At 53.7% G+C, this 18,831-nt stretch carries 16 protein-coding genes; 5 read left to right on the top strand and 11 right to left on the bottom strand.

Going from position 1 to position 18,831, the window contains the following annotated elements:
- The first annotated feature begins 521 nt into the window (after positions 1 to 521).
- A complete protein-coding gene (locus tag FHW17_RS15620; protein ID WP_182510289.1) occupies positions 522 to 4,304 on the top strand; it encodes a vitamin B12-dependent ribonucleotide reductase in 3,783 nt (1,260 codons plus the stop codon).
- A 255-nt stretch (positions 4,305 to 4,559) separates the two neighbouring features.
- Here the strand turns inward: FHW17_RS15620 and FHW17_RS15615 are convergent, their stop codons facing one another.
- From FHW17_RS15615 to FHW17_RS15605, 3 genes are all read right to left on the bottom strand, one after another.
- Positions 4,560 to 5,090: a YcxB family protein gene (locus tag FHW17_RS15615; protein ID WP_182510288.1), complete on the bottom strand. Its 531-nt coding sequence runs from the start codon at positions 5,088 to 5,090 to the stop codon at positions 4,560 to 4,562.
- Between the two features lie 148 nt (positions 5,091 to 5,238).
- The gene (locus FHW17_RS15610; RefSeq protein ID WP_162700323.1) at positions 5,239 to 5,403 is read right to left on the bottom strand and encodes a hypothetical protein; all 165 of its coding nucleotides are present in this window, start codon (positions 5,401 to 5,403) and stop codon (positions 5,239 to 5,241) included.
- 107 nt (positions 5,404 to 5,510) lie between these two features.
- A complete protein-coding gene (locus FHW17_RS15605; protein WP_112524594.1) occupies positions 5,511 to 5,783 on the bottom strand; it encodes an usg protein in 273 nt (90 codons plus the stop codon).
- A 408-nt stretch (positions 5,784 to 6,191) separates the two neighbouring features.
- On the opposite strand from FHW17_RS15605, the gene FHW17_RS15600 reads away from it, so the two are divergent.
- Positions 6,192 to 7,463 carry a YwqG family protein gene (locus tag FHW17_RS15600; protein WP_182510287.1) on the top strand — a complete coding sequence of 424 codons (1,272 nt, stop codon included), beginning with the start codon at positions 6,192 to 6,194 and terminating at the stop codon, positions 7,461 to 7,463.
- A gap of 341 nt (positions 7,464 to 7,804) precedes the next feature.
- On the opposite strand, the gene FHW17_RS15595 is transcribed toward FHW17_RS15600, so the two are convergent.
- The 3 genes from FHW17_RS15595 to FHW17_RS15585 form a co-directional block, all read right to left on the bottom strand.
- On the bottom strand, positions 7,805 to 8,461 hold the full coding sequence (locus FHW17_RS15595) for a DUF4166 domain-containing protein (RefSeq protein ID WP_210275913.1): 657 nt from the start codon (positions 8,459 to 8,461) through the stop codon (positions 7,805 to 7,807).
- A 115-nt stretch (positions 8,462 to 8,576) separates the two neighbouring features.
- Entirely contained in the window at positions 8,577 to 9,068 is a 492-nt protein-coding gene (locus FHW17_RS15590; protein ID WP_112524591.1) for an acyl-CoA thioesterase, read from the bottom strand.
- A gap of 249 nt (positions 9,069 to 9,317) precedes the next feature.
- The gene (locus FHW17_RS15585) at positions 9,318 to 11,288 is read right to left on the bottom strand and encodes a TetM/TetW/TetO/TetS family tetracycline resistance ribosomal protection protein (protein WP_182510285.1); all 1,971 of its coding nucleotides are present in this window, start codon (positions 11,286 to 11,288) and stop codon (positions 9,318 to 9,320) included.
- Between the two features lie 361 nt (positions 11,289 to 11,649).
- Here FHW17_RS15585 and FHW17_RS15580 point away from each other — a divergent pair, with 361 nt between their 5' ends.
- The 3 genes from FHW17_RS15580 (at position 11,650) to FHW17_RS15570 (ending at position 14,152) form a co-directional block, all read left to right on the top strand.
- Entirely contained in the window at positions 11,650 to 13,029 is a 1,380-nt protein-coding gene (locus tag FHW17_RS15580; RefSeq protein ID WP_182510284.1) for an OmpA family protein, read from the top strand.
- Between the two features lie 12 nt (positions 13,030 to 13,041).
- Complete coding sequence (locus FHW17_RS15575) at positions 13,042 to 13,743, top strand: hypothetical protein (RefSeq protein ID WP_246706858.1); 702 nt, start codon at positions 13,042 to 13,044, stop codon at positions 13,741 to 13,743.
- A 151-nt stretch (positions 13,744 to 13,894) separates the two neighbouring features.
- A complete protein-coding gene (locus FHW17_RS15570) occupies positions 13,895 to 14,152 on the top strand; it encodes a DUF982 domain-containing protein (protein WP_112524582.1) in 258 nt (85 codons plus the stop codon).
- A 41-nt stretch (positions 14,153 to 14,193) separates the two neighbouring features.
- Here the strand turns inward: FHW17_RS15570 and FHW17_RS15565 are convergent, their stop codons facing one another.
- The 5 genes from FHW17_RS15565 to FHW17_RS15545 form a co-directional block, all read right to left on the bottom strand.
- Complete coding sequence (locus FHW17_RS15565; RefSeq protein WP_182510283.1) at positions 14,194 to 15,111, bottom strand: LysR family transcriptional regulator; 918 nt, start codon at positions 15,109 to 15,111, stop codon at positions 14,194 to 14,196.
- Between the two features lie 141 nt (positions 15,112 to 15,252).
- Positions 15,253 to 16,377 carry a GGDEF domain-containing protein gene (locus FHW17_RS15560; RefSeq protein WP_182510282.1) on the bottom strand — a complete coding sequence of 375 codons (1,125 nt, stop codon included), beginning with the start codon at positions 16,375 to 16,377 and terminating at the stop codon, positions 15,253 to 15,255.
- Between the two features lie 162 nt (positions 16,378 to 16,539).
- Positions 16,540 to 17,187: an alpha/beta family hydrolase gene (locus FHW17_RS15555; protein WP_182510281.1), complete on the bottom strand. Its 648-nt coding sequence runs from the start codon at positions 17,185 to 17,187 to the stop codon at positions 16,540 to 16,542.
- A 23-nt stretch (positions 17,188 to 17,210) separates the two neighbouring features.
- Positions 17,211 to 17,708 (bottom strand): GAF domain-containing protein, encoded by a 498-nt coding sequence (locus FHW17_RS15550; protein WP_182510280.1) that lies wholly within the window; start codon positions 17,706 to 17,708, stop codon positions 17,211 to 17,213.
- 60 nt (positions 17,709 to 17,768) lie between these two features.
- Positions 17,769 to 18,656 (bottom strand): LysR substrate-binding domain-containing protein, encoded by an 888-nt coding sequence (locus FHW17_RS15545; RefSeq protein WP_112524567.1) that lies wholly within the window; start codon positions 18,654 to 18,656, stop codon positions 17,769 to 17,771.
- Between the last annotated feature and the right edge of the window lie 175 nt (positions 18,657 to 18,831).

The raw sequence follows: 18,831 nt of genomic DNA, 5'->3' as shown, positions 1-18,831 counted from the left end.
TTATCCACATATGTGACACACAAGATGTTGCGGTCACAATTATGTAAAAAACTAATTCTTGACGATAACCCCCGAGTCACTTTTTATAGGGCAGTCGTTGCGTTTGTGGCGTGACCGGGGAGTAATGTGACCGGTCTTTTTCCCAGTTTATGCAGTGTTTTTCGCAGCTTGCGTCCTATGGCGCATGCCAATGATGACTTGTGTTTGCAATATGGGAAATACCATCGTGCACAGGGAAATATTTGTTGGGTAAATGGTATTTTAACACTATATTTAGTGTTTACAGATACTCTTAACACCAGATAATGTGACACTCTCAGTTGGGGCGAGTCACAAAACAGGCGTCAAATAATGGGCCGCCGGGCCTGAAACGGAAGCGGGAAACCGCTACGATCACGGGCCACGGCGACAGAACCGGATTCAGCAGCTGAATCCGGATGGAGCGGGATTGTGTTTCTGGTGCGCTGAACTCTTCACATAGCGCCTGATGAACACTATATATAGAGACAAGGACGAAGCAGATGCGGATCGAACGGCGTTTTACCAAAGAGAATCAATCAGCCTATGCGGAGATCGATTTCCGCGTAGCGACGAGCGAGATCAAAAATCCTGACGGCTCTGTTGTATTCCGTCTGGAGAACATTGATGTGCCGGCCCAATTCAGTCAGGTGGCCGCCGACATTCTCGCGCAGAAATATTTCCGTAAGGCGGGCGTACCGGCCAAGCTGAAGAAGGTTGAGGAAAATTCCATCCCTTCATGGCTGTGGCGTTCGGTTGCCGATGAAGAAGCCTTGGCAGCGCTACCAGCCGATGAGCGTTATGGCTCGGAAATGGATGCGCGCCAGGTTTTTGATCGTCTTGCCGGGACCTGGACCTACTGGGGCTGGAAAGGCAAATATTTCGATTCGGAAAAAGACGCCCTCGCCTTCCGCGACGAGCTTGCCTATATGCTCGCCACCCAGCGCGTCGCGCCCAATTCCCCGCAATGGTTCAACACCGGCCTGCATTGGGCCTATGGCATCGACGGCCCCGGTCAGGGCCATTATTACGTCGACCCTGATACCGGCAAACTGACGAAGTCAAAATCGTCCTACGAACATCCCCAGCCGCATGCCTGCTTCATCCAGTCCGTCGCTGACGATCTGGTCAATGAAGGCGGCATCATGGACCTGTGGGTGCGTGAAGCCCGCCTGTTCAAATATGGCTCCGGCACCGGCTCTAACTTCTCGTTCCTGCGCGGCGAAGGCGAAAAGCTTTCCGGCGGTGGACGCTCCTCCGGTCTGATGTCCTTCCTGAAAATCGGTGATCGTGCAGCCGGTGCCATCAAGTCAGGCGGCACCACGCGCCGCGCCGCCAAGATGGTGGTTGTTGATGTCGACCATCCGGATATCGAAGAATATATCGACTGGAAGGTGAAGGAAGAGCAGAAGGTTGCCGCTCTCGTTACCGGTTCCAAGATCGTCAAGCAGCATCTGGCTGCCATCATGAAGGCTTGCGTCAACTGCGAAGCCGATAATGGCGATTGCTATGAGCCAGCCAAGAACCCGGCGCTCAAGCGCGAGATCAAGGCTGCCAAGAAGAACCAGGTTCCGGAAAACTACATTTACCGGGTTATCCAGTTCGCCAAGCAGGGCTACACGGATATCGACTTCAAGACCTATGACACCGACTGGGATTCCGAAGCCTATCTTACAGTAGCAGGTCAGAACTCCAACAATTCGGTCTCGCTGAAGGATGAATTCCTGCGCGCCGTGGAAAATGATGGCGACTGGAGCCTCACCGCCCGCAAGGACGGCAGGGTCATGAAGACTTTGAAAGCCCGCGACCTCTGGGAAAAGATCGGCTATGCCGCATGGGCATCGGCTGATCCGGGCCTCCACTTCAACACAACGATGAACGATTGGCACACCTGCCCTGCAGCTGGCCCGATCCGCGCGTCCAATCCGTGCTCGGAATATATGTTCCTTGATGACACGGCCTGTAACCTCGCATCGATCAACCTGCTGACCTACCGTGGCAAGGACGGCAAGTTCGACATCACAGGTTACGAACACACGGCACGCCTATGGACCATCGTTCTCGAAATCTCCGTGATGATGGCGCAGTTCCCTTCGAAGGAAATTGCAAAACTCTCCTACGAATACCGCACACTCGGTTTGGGCTATGCCAATATCGGCGGTTTGCTGATGACATCAGGCATTCCCTATGACAGTGCTGAAGGCCGCGCCATTGGCGGCGCCCTCACCGCCGTTATGACCGGCATTTCCTATGCAACCTCGGCTGAAATGGCCAAGGAGCTGGGTGCTTTCTCCGGTTATGCCCCGAATGCTGCCAATATGCTGCGCGTCATTCGCAACCATCGCCGTGCTGCCCATGGCGAAACACAGGGTTATGAAGGCCTCGCCGTTAACCCGGTTGCGCTGATTGCTTCCGATTGCCCGGATCAGGACCTGATCACCCATGCCCGCACAGCTTGGGACAAGGCTCTGGAACTCGGCGAAAAGCACGGCTACCGCAATGCGCAGGCCACTGTTATTGCACCGACAGGCACAATCGGCCTCGTCATGGATTGCGATACCACAGGCATCGAGCCTGATTTTGCTCTGGTCAAGTTCAAGAAGCTTGCCGGTGGCGGTTACTTCAAGATCATCAACCGTGCTGTACCGGAAGCCCTGCGTACACTCGGCTATTCGGAAAGCCAGATCGCCGAAATCGAGGCCTATGCCGTCGGTCACGGCAATCTCAATCAGGCACCTGCGATCAACCCCGGCTCGTTGAAAGCCAAGGGCTTTACCGATGAGATCATCGCAACGCTCAACACGGCACTGAAGTCAGCCTTCGACATCAAGTTTGCGGTCAACAAATGGACCGTTGGTGAAGATTTCGCCAAGAACGTCCTCGGCTTCACCGATGAACAGCTCAACGATTTCTCCTTCGAAATGCTGCCGGCTCTCGGCTTCTCCAAGAAGGAAATCGAAGCTGCCAACATTCACATTTGCGGTGCGATGACGCTGGAAGGCGCGCCTTTCCTGAAAGAAGAGCATTATCCGGTGTTCGATTGCGCCAATCCTTGCGGCAAGATCGGCAAGCGTTATCTCTCGGTTGACAGTCACATCCGCATGATGGCCGCTGCCCAGCCCTTCATTTCAGGGGCGATCTCCAAGACGATCAACATGGCCAATGAAGCGACGGTAGACGACTGTAAGTCCGCCTATATGCTCTCATGGAAGTTGGCATTGAAGGCCAATGCCCTTTACCGCGATGGTTCAAAACTGTCACAGCCGCTGAACTCCTCTTTGCTCGCCAATGCGGACGATGATGAGGATGATGCAATCGAGGCGCTGATTGAGGCGCCGGCCGCTGCCCGTGCGGTTCAGGTCACTGAAAAGATCGTCGAGCGCATCGTCGAGAAGTACATTCATGACCGCGAGAAACTGCCGAACCGCCGCAAGGGTTACACCCAGAAGGCAGTCGTCGGTGGCCACAAGGTCTATCTGCGCACCGGTGAATTTGATGATGGCCGTCTCGGCGAAATCTTCATCGATATGCACAAGGAAGGCGCTGCTTTCCGTGCGATGATGAACAACTTTGCCATCGCCATCTCGCTTGGCCTGCAATATGGCGTGCCGCTGGAAGAATATGTGGAGGCGTTCACCTTCACCAAGTTCGAACCAGCAGGCATGGTTCAGGGCAATGATGCGATCAAGAACGCCACGTCGATCCTCGACTACGTGTTCCGCGAACTGGCTGTCTCCTATCTCGACCGCCATGACCTTGCCCATGTCGATCAGTCTGACTTCTCCAACACCTCGCTTGGCCGTGGTATTTCCGAGGGTAAGACTGAACCGGTTTCCAAGGGTCTTACCCGCGGCGCTATCCTCAAAATGGTCAGCCCCGGCGCACCCGATCCCAAGGGATTTGGCGCATCGTCAGCACCGAAAGCCATGGCTTCCAATGTAACGGCTCTTGCAACCCGCTCTTCCATTGCCGTTGCCACCAAGCCTGTTATTGCCCAGGCGCAGGAAGAAGCCTCCGGCTTCAAGCGTGAATATGAGGAACGCGCCAAGGATCAGACGGAAGAAGATACATCTGCGGCCTCTGCCCTGTTCGATGATCAGAACGCGGAATCGGCTGCAGAGGAGGCCAAAGCTGAAGCCAAGAAGGTCATGTCAGACCGCCGCATCAAATCGATGATGCAGGGTTACACGGGTGACAGCTGTTCCGAATGCTCGAACTTCACCATGGTGCGCAACGGCACCTGCCTGAAGTGCGATACATGCGGCAGCACGAGCGGTTGCAGCTGAGTATTACAGCGGCTGGTGGCAGACCCATTCTCTGCTAACAACAAAGTCAAAGGCTTAGCAAAAAAATAATTCCCGAAGAATGAGGTTTCCCAAGATTGGGAAACCTCAAAAGCAAGTTCAGAACGTGGTTTGAAAGATATTTCTCGTTTCTCCCAATCGAACAGCACGAGATTTGGCATACCGATGCCTGTGATGGCGACGCCCCCTCGATAAGGCAATCACTCAATGGGCGTGATACCGCAGCGTTGCCTAGGTTCACCGCCGGGGAACCGAATGAAGTTTGCTCGTTATAATCGCCAGCATTTCCGGTGTTAAAGCGCGCAGCGGCATGTACCGCATCAACCGGTCACTCTGATAGATGATGAAGGTTTGACTGTTCTGGCTCCAGCCGACGAAATCAGACCAGGAGACGAAAATATCCTGTGTCGGGGTTACAGCCCGCAAACCATTTTCGGTAAAATCCACCCGCCATTCCTGTTTCAGATTTTTCTGCTTGGCGATACTGCGTCTGGCCAGCAATGGCATGGCGAGATAGAGCCCGACGTAATAGATCAGCACCCACACAAAAATCGCGGCTCCGGGTACGAGCGTCAAATAGCCAGATGTGCCAAACCAGATAATATCGGCAAGGGTGAGCAGAGCGATGACCGCGGCAACCAAGAGCCAGGTTGATGGCTTGGTGGCAGACCAAAAAACATAGGATCGATAGGTCGCCGTAATATCAGCCGGCGTGACATGAAATGTGGTGGTAGCAAGTACATTGCCGAATTGGGGTTCTAGGGTCATAGGAGGCAAAATAGCCTGCGTTATGACATCTGGCTACGCAGCAAAACGCTCCGTTTGACACGAAATTCAATATCTTGCCAAATGGTGCGCTGGATCGCACAATTCGTTAGCTGGAGAAATTTGATGCGGCAGACGCTACACCAATTATTCAGTCTGGCAGATCCATCTGGATCAAAGCGAACAGATACCAGAGCCAGACAGCAAGAATGAACGCGCCGAGAATAAGAATGGGATATCTCAGCCGTTTACTACCTGCCATAGCCGCCCAAACAGCGATCAATGCAGCTATCGGCAATAGAAGCAGGATGGGCATTTTGTAAGACTCCAGTCGGCAAAAGCCAGGTGGCAGTTAGAGCTTATAGCGACCGTTCCGAAAACCGTTATTCTGCAAGAACGCCCATCAATCCACATAAACGCAATTCAGTTCAACTTGAACTCACCATCGATGTGCCGCCATTCGCTGGGTCCAATGAGATGTCTATGGCAATAGCGAACGGAATGAAGTGGACCATCAAGTGTTCTCTGCCAAAAATCGAGAAATTTCCTCATCTCGGGAAATTCCGGAGCAAGATCATAGTCCTGCCAGATATAGGTCTGTAGAACCGATTGAAAATGAGGGATGCGGTATAGGATATGAGCAGTTGTGATACCGTAGCCCTTAAGCTGGCGTTCCATCTCTGACGAAAAGTGCATCGCAATCTCCGTTGTTCTCACACTGGAAAAGGGTGTCGCACATTTTCGTGAATTTCAATGCCGGCTCAACAAAATCCACATAATAATCTTTACATTCCAATGTGTTAGCAGCCGTCTCTGATGATTGCTAATTTATGGTCCGGTAACTCTTATTATCATCGACCGATCACACCAACCGGAATTCCTTTCGGCTGTCCGAAGCTATGGAAGACACATTTGACGCGGGTTTTTCCTTTTCAGATTAGCAACGGCAAGACCTCTCCGACTTACGGTTTTATTTCAGTTCTTAACGGCCCATCGACGCTCTCATAGAAATAATGTTGGCGTAATTGCCAGAAGCAGTCTTTCCAGAATAGCTTTAAGCCAACGGGCCTTCTCGGCTCTTCCAGATACCTGAAGGACGATATCGTGTCCCGGAGATCCTACCTTTTCGGAATGACTGTTGCCTTGGCACTGACGGCACTCCCCCAGGCTTTGATGGCAGCCAATGAGGATGACGTTATGCCCCTGCCAACAACACGCACCGAGCTTTCCGAACGCCTCGTTCGCGCTGGCCTTTCTCTTCCCGCGATCAAAACTATTGTGGCGGCTGCCCGCGACGCGCTGGTGATTGAGACATCGGCGGCGGACGAAGCGAAAATCCCCTTAGGGGCAAGCAAATTCGGCGGCTCGCCTGATTTACCGAAGGGAATGCCGTGGGCTATTCGGCCTGCTTACGAAGATGCCGGGCAGATGGCCCAGCAATACGAAGCAGAGGCAACCAACCTCTACGCGGATGTCGGCCTGTTACCACCATGGCTATCCGAAGAGGCAGGCAAGACCCTCGTTGCCGCGCGAAAGCGTCTGAATGACGAGGCGATGGCCGGCGTGCTCAAGCTTATGAAGGACGCTGGTATAGACACTTCTGCGTTGGATATCGGAAATCTGCCCAAAGCAAGTTCCGATGAGATTGCTGCCTCCGCCACGGAACTGCGTGCGAAAGCAATGGCCGTCGCGAAACCATTCCCGCTGACATTCATTGCCCAACTCGATCTTGCAGCACTTTCCGCAGAACGGGGATTCGACCCGGTATTGCCAAGAACCGGGCGTCTTTTGCTTTTCTACGACCTGCCGATCCTGCCAGCAGATTTCGAGCCTCGCGCTCGTGCTGGATGGCAATTGATTTATGACGAAACCCCGGTTTCCCAGTTGCAACGCATCGCGCCCCCCAAAGAATTACTCGACTTCCCGTCAACCACACAGCTTCGAGTAGCAACTATAACCCCATCATCGGTTGTCACCACTGTACCAACAGGCGATGCCTCATATGAAGCTTTGCAGGGGATCACAGAGGCAGATACGTCACTCTACCACCAATGGCTTTTCACGCTTGGCTGGCCCACGGACCATCAGGGACGCAACCATCAGCTCGGCGGTTGGTCGCGTGCCATACAATCAGGCATGCAATCCCGCAGCCAGCTCGCAGCCAATGGAATCGATGCCGGAACCGGCGAAGCATATCAGAGCAAAGCCGCACAACAGCTGCTCACCGATGCCAAAGCCTGGCATCTTGTCCTGCAGATCGGCACGGATAACGCGATCGGTTATACGCTTTCTGGCGCGATCAACGTTCTGGTGCGCGAAGAGGACATTGTTGCACGGCGCTTTGACCGGGCCTGGATAGTTTACGAACAGGACTGAAACCATAAGTGCCTTGGCTTGGCATTGATCTGGATCCTGCTCTGTTCATTCGAAACACGCGATGGAACGCTCTATGTTATTTCAAGATAGAAAATCCCGCGAACGATGACGGGCTTCACAGTTGCAAGATGTATGGGAGATAGCGCCGCCATCATGTTTTTTCCTTCGGTAATTCATCGGAAGATGCAGGGCTGGCCATCACAGATAGTCCGAAAACGGCGATCAATAACCTTAAGATGCGCAAACGAACGTCCTCCCCTACCGATAAATATTGTTCCCTGAATCACCACCACGATTAACGTCTATCTTATTGAATCTCAAATGCAATCAGATGAACGATATCAGGAACTCCGTGCGATATCCGGTTTGATCACGAACCGGCCGCTATAGCGGAAAAGTTCACCCAACAGAGGATGGCAAAGGGTCATCTTCATGCTGAAGTTCTGTGCATCCACGGGTCGTTCCTCCACATAGGCGCTGCCGAACAACAGTCCCACGGGAATGGGAACGTCGATACCGAACAGCCGCCAGATATAACCCTCATCACGAAACACCAGGGCACCATCTTCGGCTGTCACCCGCAGACGCAGGCCCACGCCAAAGCGCACGAACTCAACCACACGATTGCCGTCGATCTGCTCCATGTGTGACCTGAAATGGAAAGGCCGATGCCCGGGAAACTGAAACACTCTGTCCCAATAGATCAAACCATTGTCCCGGTGCGAATTATAATGAACATCGATAGGAACATTGGTCCCGCGATAGGGTACCAGCGCACCGAATATCCAACCAAACGGGATCAGCAGCTTTCCGATGGCGCTATGCTGCACCTCCTGCATTGTTCCGCTAACGCAAATGTAGTCATTGCTGTACGGCTGCAACGAATAATGCCGTTTGACGATATCGCCCAGATCATGCCAGGCATCGCCCAGCACTGCCTGAAATACCGGCAGGTGATTTTCGGCGTCGCCGGTGCGCTCAATCTTACCGTCCTTCAATTCCGCTCCCGATACATGCTGCAATCCTCTTGATAAGCTAGAACAGCAACTCTGCCCCATCTTCGATAGATCAGTCCTGCCTCCCCCTCGATATCACGCGTTATTATCGCATGCATTAAGTGGTTTCGGAGCCCGCTGCACGGAATCGCGTCTCAAATTCACGCCTCAAGGTACGCCTTACTTCAGCAGCGCGCAGGCGTTGTTGCCCGATTTCGGTCGTTGGATGAAATGGCGGCACCTCGGTGGGCCGGCCATCCACATCAACGGCCACCATGGTGAAATAACATGAGTTCGTGTGACGTCGCTCGCCGGAACGGATATCTTCGGCCTCAACCCGGATGCCAACTTCCATGGACGTTCGGCCCGCATAATTGATCGAGGCGCGGAAGGTCACCAATTCGCCAACCTTGATAGGCTGACGGAACACCACCTGATCGACAGACAAAGTGACCGCATATTGCTTTGAATAACGCGAGGCGCAAGAAAAAGCGACGCGATCCAGCAGATTAAGCAACGCACCGCCATGAACCTTGCCACTGAAATTGGCCATATCCGGGGTCATCAAGACCACCATTTCAATACGGCTTCTGTCGATACCATCATCCATTCCGGCAGCCCCTAAATTTCAACACTGAGTTATTATCAGCGACCAGAAATCCCATCGCTCGTCGCAAGGATTCCCTACACCAACATTTCGCTGGATGCGATTATAAAGCCTTCAGCCCCTGGCGGCACCCTCGCCTTCTGGCAAGCTTTTCGCGTTCTCGTCTGCATCGCTTTGTCATCGAGATGGCTACCTTGTAATATCACAGCCGTTGGAGGGGCAGTTTTGCCCCTCACTTCTGTCTCCGTGCTGCTATTCGCTTGGCGGATTGCTTACCGGCACATTCCGGCGCACGCGCAGCAGATATTCGGTGCGATTGAACGGATCGGCACCAGAACGCTGGCGCAAACGCTTTGGGCCTATTATTGGCGCATAGTGATCAAACTCACATTCCATAGCGCCCGCGCCACTCGTCAACCCCGGCAATTGCAGTTGAACGTTTTGGATCATCGCCGACGCTATTGTGCCTTCCAGCCGGGCCACACCACCGGCTATCACGGAATCTTTCGTGACAGCCCCAGCCTTTGCCAGCAGGGTGAGCAGGCCACTCAAAGCCACCGCAGGAGCTTCGAGACAAAATCGGTTGATCGGCTCGCAAATGACAGTTTGTGCTTCCGATAGCGCGGTTGCCAGCACCAATGGCGTCAACTGGCGGAAATCGGCAGCCGTGCTAACCGGGGAACTATGCCGGGCCGCGATCATGGCCACATGACAATCAATCACCTGCCAGCCAAATAAGCCCTGCTTCAATGTTGTGAACACAGTTTCCTCGACCGCCCGATAAAAACTTGCGGGCATCTGACCTATGTCCACTTCCAGCGCGAAGCTGTTGCCCGCCCCTTCTGGCCGCGGATCGATGCGCAGCCCAACCGTTGCAATAAACGGATTGGGTTCCTTGAATATGATCTCGATTCCACTTCCGGTTCCAATCAGCCTCTCGACGCAGATGACCGTGGTCTTCTCGAATATGGCATCAAGACCAAAATCACTCAGCAAGATTGATTGGATGACCTCTTTTTGCACTTCACCATAGAGCGATACAAACACCTGATTGGCCTCTTCGTTCCTGCGCAAATTGATCAACGGATCTTGTTCGGCCAATTGGTTAAGCGCCAGCCAGAGTGCGCCATTCTCAGATGGATGTCTGGCCAGAACACGGGTTTCCAGAGTGGGCGGCGCAAAATCAGCACGTCTGCTTGAAGCAAGGTCAATGCCCACCACATCACCGATCTGCGCATTACTGAGCCCGCTCACACGGGCGATCTGTCCCGCTTTGAAGCTTGTAACTGCATGAACCCGGCCGGCCTCGAAAAGCTGGATGCCCGTCAATCTCGCCTGCCCTTTGGGTAAATTCAGATATTGCCTTGTTTGGATGGTGCCTGAATTTAGCGACACATAAGAAAGCTTTTCGCCGCCCCAACCGCGTTCGATCTTAAAGATTTTCCCCTCGATCGGACCGTCAGGATCAGGAAAGCGCGCGGGCAGTAGCGTCGCGATGGCGGCCATCAGGGCGGAAATGCCAATGCCTGTGTTTGCCGCTCCCCCGAATACGGGGTGTAGCCGTCCCTTGGCGATTTGATCAGCGAAGGCATGTTCAAGTCTTTCGGCGATCAGACGTTCGGGAGCCAGAACATAATCGGCCAACAGCGCGTCATCATTCTCCGCGAGCGTCTCGCACAGGGTTTTGAAGAATGCCCCATTTTGCAGATCATGCGCCTCGACCTGCGCACGCTTGCTGCCGGGGTCCATGACACGCGACATGGCAATGGGCCGGACTGGCAACTGGTTGGCGATGGCCTCCAGAACCCGGTCATATTGCGCCCCGACGCGATCAACCTTGTTGATGAAGAACACGAACGGAACAGCAAGGCGTTGCAGCGCCCGTACCAATACACGCGTCTGCGCTTGCACGCCCTCGACCGCCGAAACAACGACGACCGCCGCGTCGAGCAATCCGAGGATACGCTCGACCTCGGCGATAAAATCAGGATGACCGGGCGTGTCGATGAGATTAACCACCGTATCGCCAATTGTAAAAGACACGACCGCGGCCCGGATCGTGATGCCGCGTTGCCGTTCAAGCTCAAGATTATCAGTCTGCGTGTTGCCGCTATCGACGCTGCCGAGCTTGTCGATCACACCGGCATTAAAAAGCAGTCGTTCAGTAAGGCTGGTCTTGCCTGCATCCACATGGGCCAGAATGCCCAGATTCAAAGTGCGCATGAATCCTCAACTTCTCAGAATTTCGTTTGTGATTTTCTTGAGAAGTGAATCGGGGCATTGGAACCTCTATGCGCGGATGACAATGACTATTGCGAAGACGCTCCATCGAGTCCGGAGCATGGGCAGAACCCTACAAACTTCGCGAAAGATATGTCAAGGATGGATAAGGCAAGCGTTCTATCCGCGCTGCTATTGATATCATCTTTATTTAGAATGCTATTTCCAACCTGCATTTTGGCGGGCGAGCGGGCATTTATAGATCAATCCGGAACTTTCTGTACAAATTGCGGCACTAGAAAGTGCTGAGATAAAGATATACCCTCCCGATGCAACTTAAGGTTATTCATCGGAGGGAAAAGCGATGAGTCAGCCGTCGAAGTGGTGGTGGGGACTACTCCCCCTGATCGTCTTATGGATTGTCGCCACCGTTTTCACCAATAAGTTTGTTAGCTCAGATCTCAACAACAGGTCAGCCGCAGTACTTGGCGCCACCGTTGACAGTCCGGCAATCTCGGTGGCCGGGCGTGATATCACCGCATCAGGCACCATCTTCTCTCCTGAGGACTCAGCCAAGGTCACCAACACCATTGGTGCTGTATGGGGTGTGCGCAAAGTTCTGAACGATACGAAACAACCCGCACTGGCAAACCCTTTCAATTGGGGCGTGACCCGTGATGGTTCGACGGTAAACTTGACCGGAAGCGTACCAAACCCTCAGGCGCGGGAAAAAATAGTTTCAGCTGCCAAAGCGGCGTTCGCTGGCGCTGAAATCAAGGACGCAATGTCCTACGCCAGTGGCGCACCTGCCAGTTACGAAACTGGCGCGCTGTTCGGCTTGGATCAGCTCGCCAGATTGGCAAAAGGTAGCGTCGCAATTTCAGGTGCCGACCTCACGGTTTCGGGCAATGCTGCAACACAGGCCGCCTATGACGGCATCACGGCAGCGCTTAAAACCCTGCCCCAAGGCATTACGCTCGCAAAGGCAGACATAGCACCACCGCCGTCTTATGCCTTTGATGCTTTGAAAGATGCGGGAAAACTGACGCTCACAGGCAAATATCCGGATGATGACACGCACGGCAAGATACTTGACGCCGCCAAGAGCCTGTTCTTCGGTGAGGAGATTGTCGATCAGCTAAGGGCTGCTCCGGGCGCACCCAGCGGCTTTGGTAATGCGGCAATAGCCGGGTTGAACGCCCTCTCCCGGCTGGCAAAAGGCACGTTCTCGCTCTCGAACACCAATGCAAAGCTTACCGGTGACGCTCTGTACGATCAGGCCGTTGCCAGTGTGCAGAATGCCTTTGCCACTGCAGTGCCTGACGGTTTCAAATTCGAGCCAGCGCAAATTGTCGTCGGCCCGGCGGCACCGGCAATAGATGCCACGAATTGCCAATCGACGCTCAATACCATGCTCACCAAATCCAAGATCAATTTCGAGACTGGCAAAGCGCAGATAACACCCGCATCATCCGGTCTGCTTGATCTGATAGTGGCCACCATTGGCCGTTGCGCCAACAGTTCTATCGAGATTTCCGGTCATACTGATTCCAGTGGTGATGAAACCGCAAACATTGCCCTATCAGAACAACGCGCCAAGGCAGTGGTCGACTATCTGACCAGTGCAGGCGTATCACCCGAGCGTTTGACGGCTGTCGGGCTCGGTTCCTCACGTCCAATTGCATCAAACGATACTGATGAAGGCAAGGCGCTCAATCGCCGGATCGAATTTTCTGTTAAATAGGAGGTAGCGGCAATGACCTATCTACTTTCCACCTATTGGCCATGGATGTTGATCGCACTGATTTTCGGCGGTGTGGTTGGCTTCGTGACCTTCCTGCGATCTGCCAGCGGCTGGTGGCCGGATTCCTGGCCGGGCTGGTTTAAATTACTCTGCCTGCTGTTCCTCCTCGGTCTTGTGGTAGCGATATTGAAATGGCTGCCTGGCCTTGCAGGCCATTACCTCGAAACTGCCCTGTTATTGCTTGGCAGTTATATCGTCGGCTGCTTCCTTGGCAGTTGGCTGGCAAGCTTCCGTGCCACAGAACTGAAACCGCAGGAACGGCCCTCTTCGCTTGCTCCGGCTGCGCCAGCACCTAAACCTGTGACAGTGACAGCACCGGTCGCAGCCGCGCCTGCTGCTGCTTTGGCTGGCAATGATGGCCATCCGGGACAACGGCCGTCCTCGATCGAAAAAAGTGCGGCGCCGGACAATCTGAAACGTATATCCGGCATCGGCCACACCAATGAGATAAAGCTCAATGAATTGGGCATCTGGACGTTCCGCCAGATCGCCGAATGGACGGGCGCCAACGCGGAATGGGTTGGAAGCTATCTTGCTTTTCCCGGACGGATAGAGCGTGAAGATTGGATTGGTCAGGCGGCCCAGCTCGCAAAGGGTCTTGAAACCGAGTTTTCCCGCAGGGTTGATGACGGCGATGTACCGACATCGTCATGATCAGTTCCATGCTGGCATCATGCTCAAACCACTTTGCCTTGCCCATGCTTTGAAAACCAAAGCGTGGCACGTGAACATGCTGACTCATTCCTGCCCCAGAATGCTGCGACCCTGCGCACGTTGAAATGACGCGAACGGAAAAGAGGAAAAGATGAGTGAAAAACGTTTTTCTGTCCCCGTAGCAGTACGATTGGGCGCTGCCGGGCAGCGGATGATCTTCAGTACCTGGGAAGCCGTGGAGTGCCTCAAAATCCAATGGCCCCGCAATCATGGACCCAAATACCGCAAAGCTCTGCAGGCCTGCATGGATGCACTTGAAGGGTGGAAACCGACGCATAAAGCCAGACGGGCCTTTGTCGATGCAGCGCGCGAGGCCGGTATTTTCCTTGAGGTCAAGCCACAGCACTAAATCCGGCTAATGGATGAAGAACGCGGCGCAAAACAGTACCTTCATTCAGAAAGTGCTGTGTCTTCAACCGCTATTTCCTGAATGAAATCGAGGAAAGCCCGCACTTTTGCCGGAGGCAGGTGACGCGACGGGTGATACGCGTAAAGCGGAAACCGCTCGCCTGACCATCGGGTTAATATCGGCACCAGTTCTCCGTTTGCCAGCCACGGCCCAAGCCCCACCGCAAGGCTTTGGAAGATGCCCTGACCTGCGACGCAGGCAGCCACCGCCACCGAGGGGTCATCCACAACCACCCTGCCGGTAACTTTCACCTCGAACGCCTCTCCTTCGCGGTGAAATTCCCATGGAAAAGGCCGCCCTGTCTGCGGGTCGCGAAAAAGCAGAGCTTCATGGTGTTTCAGATCGTCCGGCGTTTTGGGCTCGCCGTGCCGCTCGAGGTAGACAGGCGACGCACAGGTAATGACGCGTGTATCGAGCAGTTTGCGGACGATCAAAGAAGCGATATCCGGCGGACCAAAGCGGACTGCTATATCGGCTCCAGTCATCATGTCCTCGCGATAATTCGTGTTCATCAGTTCCAGAAACACCAGCGGATATCGGGACATGAATTGCGGCAGCTGCGGGGCGAGCACCATCCGGGAGAACCAGGGGTCGATTGATACCCGCAACCGGCCACTGACAATAGCGGCTGCACCTGCGGCATTGGTGGCAGCCTCCTCCAACCCGGCCAGCAGCGGCATGGCCTGCTCATGGAAACGGTGTCCCTCCTGCGTGAGCGTGACATATCGCGGGCTGCGATCAAACAGTCTTACGCCGATGCGTGCCTCTAGCCTTGCTATGGCACGACTGACACCTGAGGGCGTCAGGCCCAGAATTTCTGCCGCCCGGGCAAAATTCCCTGCCTCAGCAACGGCGGCAAACACACCAACGCCAGTCAGCAGCCGTGCGTCAAAACTCATCGATTTACCTCTGTAAAAACTCGGTATTAAGCTGGTGACGCGGATTATCCGGGTTCGAAATCATGCATCACTCACCATTATAGCGATGATTTTCAGTCATTTCTCCAATAATCTTTTTGATTTCATATCACGGCATCATCTTCAGCTACTCATGCGATGCAAGCCTTCACCCTCATTTTTCGCGGCATAAAGCGCTTTATCGGCGGCAAGAAGGATAGCTTCGGGCGACGTTCCATGTTGCGGAGCTTGTGCGCTGCCAATACTGGCGCTGACCTGTGCGAACCGGCCATGCCCCAGATCGAATGAATAGGCCACCGCTACCTGAATACGCTCCACCAGTTCGACATAGTCTTGATCAGAACGGTCGGGTAGCAGAACAACGAACTCATCACCGCCGATCCTGAACACGGTGTCCTTTGCCCGAACGGCACCGGTTATGGCAGCTCCCACCTTTTGGAGCACGATGTCGCCTGCCGCATGGCCGCAATTATCATTGACCGCTTTGAAACCATCAAGATCGATATAGAGCAGCGAGAACCAGCGTTTTTCATCCGTTTCGTCGAGACTCAATTGGCTACAAAGAGCCTCAAGTTTCCCGTCAAGTGCCATGCGATTGGGTAGTCCGGTCAGAGCATCATTGGTTGCCAGAAACTGATTGAGAATTTCCGTTTGTATGGCCCGCACGTTCAATTGATAGTTTTGATAGAGCACAAAACACATGCCAGCGGTCCATACAGGCAAGAGCAGGCAGAGATATCCTGCATCGGGAATGGGCGAGAGGTAAAGCCCGACAAGAAACGGCAAGCCGACCAGGATAAGAACCAGAACCGCATATCTTGGGATTGCGGCGTTTCTCGATGCAATGACGCCTTGAATACCTGCCACATTCATCGCTGCCATCATGGAAAGCGTGAAATTACCCGTGACGACACAAAAGGCGCAGCCCACACCCGCCACCAGTGACCATAGACCGCCAGCGAGCATCAGATAAGAAAATATCCGTGGATCGGTTTCAGACTTGGTTTCTTCTCCGAGCGTCAGGAGATGCTGGCGAATGACCAGCAGAACGAGTTCGATGACGATCCAGACAAATGGCCAATTGCTCTGTGTAACCGAGCGGGCATAGGTGGCCAGCGCTACAATGCTGATTGATCCAAAGAACAGCGCTGCCCGGCGCAAAAGCATCGTCTCGATCAGCCGTTGTTCGACGGCACGCGACTGGCGCGGAGATGCAGTTGTGAACCACTCAAATAATAAATTGGACATCGTGAGTTACTTTAAGCCTAACGCCCTCTTTTTGATATTTGACGCAACACCTCAGAGTTATCCTGAGAAAATACTATCACAATATTTGAATATGCGCTTGAACAACAGTAAATACATCAAAACGCATCCACAGATTCCGGCATAGTAAATAAAAATGCGCGACTAAACTTTACCGGCAACCGCATTTGCCCAAGTCAGCGCTTTATGAGCCATTGTTTTCAGATGATCCGCTACAGAGAAACCCGACAGGTTTTTGCGTGGGCGCAGATCATGATCTCCATCCTCAAGCCAAACTATCTCGATAGCATCTGAAAGCGTGTAATCAGAAACTTCTTCGCGTGTCCCGAACAGATCGCGCGTCCCCTGTACGATAAGGGTCGGGGTTTTCATGTGGGCAAGATGCGCCGTGCGCAACTGTGCCGGTTTGCCGATAGGATGAAAGGGATAGCCAAGGCAAAGCAGACCAGCGATCCGTCCCGAAGCATGGAGATCATCGGCGATCATGCTCGCAATGCGGCCACCCATCGATTTGCCGCCGATAATCAACGGTCCAGTTGCACCAAGTGCATCAATGGCAGCCAAATACTCAGGAATGAGCGTGTCTGCACGCGGTGGCGGCTTTCGCGCGCCCAGCATTCGGCGGCTGGCCATATATTCGAATTCAAAACGGGCAACCCGAAACCCGGCTGCGGCCAAGGCCTCGGCATTTGCTGTCATCGAGGCCGAATCCATCGGCGCACCGGCGCCGTGGGCGAGCAGGATTGTATAATCTGCATTCTCTTGCCCATTAAACAGGAAGCTTGCTGTCATCTCGATCGATCGCTTCTCTGGTCTCAATCTTCCCACACGCAGGCGGCAACGTAGATTGCAACAAGTCGCTCCACACCCGTCTGATCAATGCTGTCAAATCTGGCCTGCAATGGACTATCCAGATCAAAAACACCAAGAATGGTGTCCTCGTGAATCAGCGGTACGACGAGTTCCGAGCGGGAAGCCGCATCGCAGGCGATATGTCCCGGAAAAGCGTGAACATCTTCGACAAGGATGGACGAGCCCTGCGCAACAGCTGTTCCGCAGACACCATTGCCCACCGCAATGCGCACGCAAGCAGGTTTTCCCTGAAAGGGCCCGACAACGAGTTCATCTTCCGAATAAAGAAAATAAAAACCGGCCCAATTGAGATCAGGCATCATCTGGAAGATCAGTGCCGACGTGTTGGCGGCATTCGCTACGGGGTCAGTTTCACCCGCGAGCAGACCACTCAACTGATCGGCAAGTTCGCGATAAAACCTGGGCTTGTCAGATTGATCAATCGTCTTCTCGGCAAACATCGAACATCCTTACGTGTTTAATTCCCGCCGCCAGGGCGAAATATCTGAGACTCATCCCTACTACAGGATGTCCTTCGAGGCGACGGTGAACTCTTCGGCTTCTTTTCGAAGCCATTCACAAAACAGCGATGACTTGCGATGTTGGCGCGCACGACGCAAGGCGACATAGTTTTGTCCGCTCTCGATAAACCGGCGCGGTGCAACCAGACGCCCTGCCCTTATGTCATCTGATACGAATGGCCAAGGTGCAATGCAGACGCCCAGTCCGCCCATCGCCGCTTCCAACATGAAATAGAAATGTTCGTACTCCTTGCCTGGCGCATTTCCAATGGAAGTACCTGATCGGGCGCACCAATCCGCCCAGGCATAAAGCCGGGTTTGCGAATGGAGCAGCGGAATTCCTGCAAAATCCGATGATATAACCGGCATCAGAGATGAGGCCAGAACAGGGCCAATCTGCTCACTGAACAGCGGAACAACCTCCGCGCCCTTCGGCCAAAGATCAGCACCGACCCGGATTGCCACATCGAAACCATCGCGGGAAAAATCAACCGGCTTGCTTGAGGAAGTCAGGCGGACGTCAATGTCCGGATGCACAGCCTGAAACCGGTAGAGGCGTGGAATGAGCCAGCGCATGCTGAATGTACCGGGACACGAAACATCGAGCGGTCCCTCTTCCGTATCTGCCACCAGTCTTACAGCAAGATCGATCTGATCGAACGCCGGGACTAGCCCCGAGAGCAACCGTGTTCCTGCATCGGTCAGGCGAAGCGCATTCTTCGGTCCTTCGAACAATGGAACGCCAAGTACATTCTCAAGATGCTGAACCTGCCGGCTGATGGCGCTATGCGTAACGTTAAGTTCATCGGCCGCCAGCGTCATACGTCCATGCCTGCCGGCCGCCTCAAAGGCGCGAAGCGCATTCAGTGATGGAATTCTACGAGCCATGTGCGTTTTCTGAACAATGATTGTTCAATAGTATCGCTTTTCCCACAATCTTTAACAGTGTTTTCTTGCCGCGAACATCAGATTCCCCTGCTGTAAAAGCAATAATCCGGGATTGGAACTCGCCAATCCCGTCCTCCCTCATGTGACTAAAATGATTATATGAAGCTGCTCAACT

Source organism: Phyllobacterium sp. P30BS-XVII, from assembly GCF_014138335.1.
Lineage (GTDB): Bacteria > Pseudomonadota > Alphaproteobacteria > Rhizobiales > Rhizobiaceae > Phyllobacterium > Phyllobacterium meliloti.
Note: the sequence above shows the minus strand (reverse complement) of the source record. Positions and strands in the feature narration are given on the sequence as shown.

What these genes read in the sequence shown, in the direction of transcription:
- FHW17_RS15565 (WP_182510283.1), bottom strand. Translation starts at nt 15,111, where the DNA reads ATGAGTTTTGACGCACGGCTGCTGACTGGCGTTGGTGTGTTTGCCGCC.
- FHW17_RS15620 (WP_182510289.1), top strand. Translation starts at nt 522, where the DNA reads ATGCGGATCGAACGGCGTTTTACCAAAGAGAATCAATCAGCCTATGCG.
- FHW17_RS15575 (WP_246706858.1), top strand. Translation starts at nt 13,042, where the DNA reads ATGACCTATCTACTTTCCACCTATTGGCCATGGATGTTGATCGCACTG.
- FHW17_RS15610 (WP_162700323.1), bottom strand. Translation starts at nt 5,403, where the DNA reads ATGCCCATCCTGCTTCTATTGCCGATAGCTGCATTGATCGCTGTTTGG.
- FHW17_RS15605 (WP_112524594.1), bottom strand. Translation starts at nt 5,783, where the DNA reads ATGCACTTTTCGTCAGAGATGGAACGCCAGCTTAAGGGCTACGGTATC.
- FHW17_RS15555 (WP_182510281.1), bottom strand. Translation starts at nt 17,187, where the DNA reads ATGACAGCAAGCTTCCTGTTTAATGGGCAAGAGAATGCAGATTATACA.
- FHW17_RS15585 (WP_182510285.1), bottom strand. Translation starts at nt 11,288, where the DNA reads ATGCGCACTTTGAATCTGGGCATTCTGGCCCATGTGGATGCAGGCAAG.
- FHW17_RS15570 (WP_112524582.1), top strand. Translation starts at nt 13,895, where the DNA reads ATGAGTGAAAAACGTTTTTCTGTCCCCGTAGCAGTACGATTGGGCGCT.
- FHW17_RS15615 (WP_182510288.1), bottom strand. Translation starts at nt 5,090, where the DNA reads ATGACCCTAGAACCCCAATTCGGCAATGTACTTGCTACCACCACATTT.
- FHW17_RS15550 (WP_182510280.1), bottom strand. Translation starts at nt 17,708, where the DNA reads ATGTTTGCCGAGAAGACGATTGATCAATCTGACAAGCCCAGGTTTTAT.
- FHW17_RS15545 (WP_112524567.1), bottom strand. Translation starts at nt 18,656, where the DNA reads ATGGCTCGTAGAATTCCATCACTGAATGCGCTTCGCGCCTTTGAGGCG.
- FHW17_RS15560 (WP_182510282.1), bottom strand. Translation starts at nt 16,377, where the DNA reads ATGTCCAATTTATTATTTGAGTGGTTCACAACTGCATCTCCGCGCCAG.
- FHW17_RS15580 (WP_182510284.1), top strand. Translation starts at nt 11,650, where the DNA reads ATGAGTCAGCCGTCGAAGTGGTGGTGGGGACTACTCCCCCTGATCGTC.
- FHW17_RS15590 (WP_112524591.1), bottom strand. Translation starts at nt 9,068, where the DNA reads ATGGATGATGGTATCGACAGAAGCCGTATTGAAATGGTGGTCTTGATG.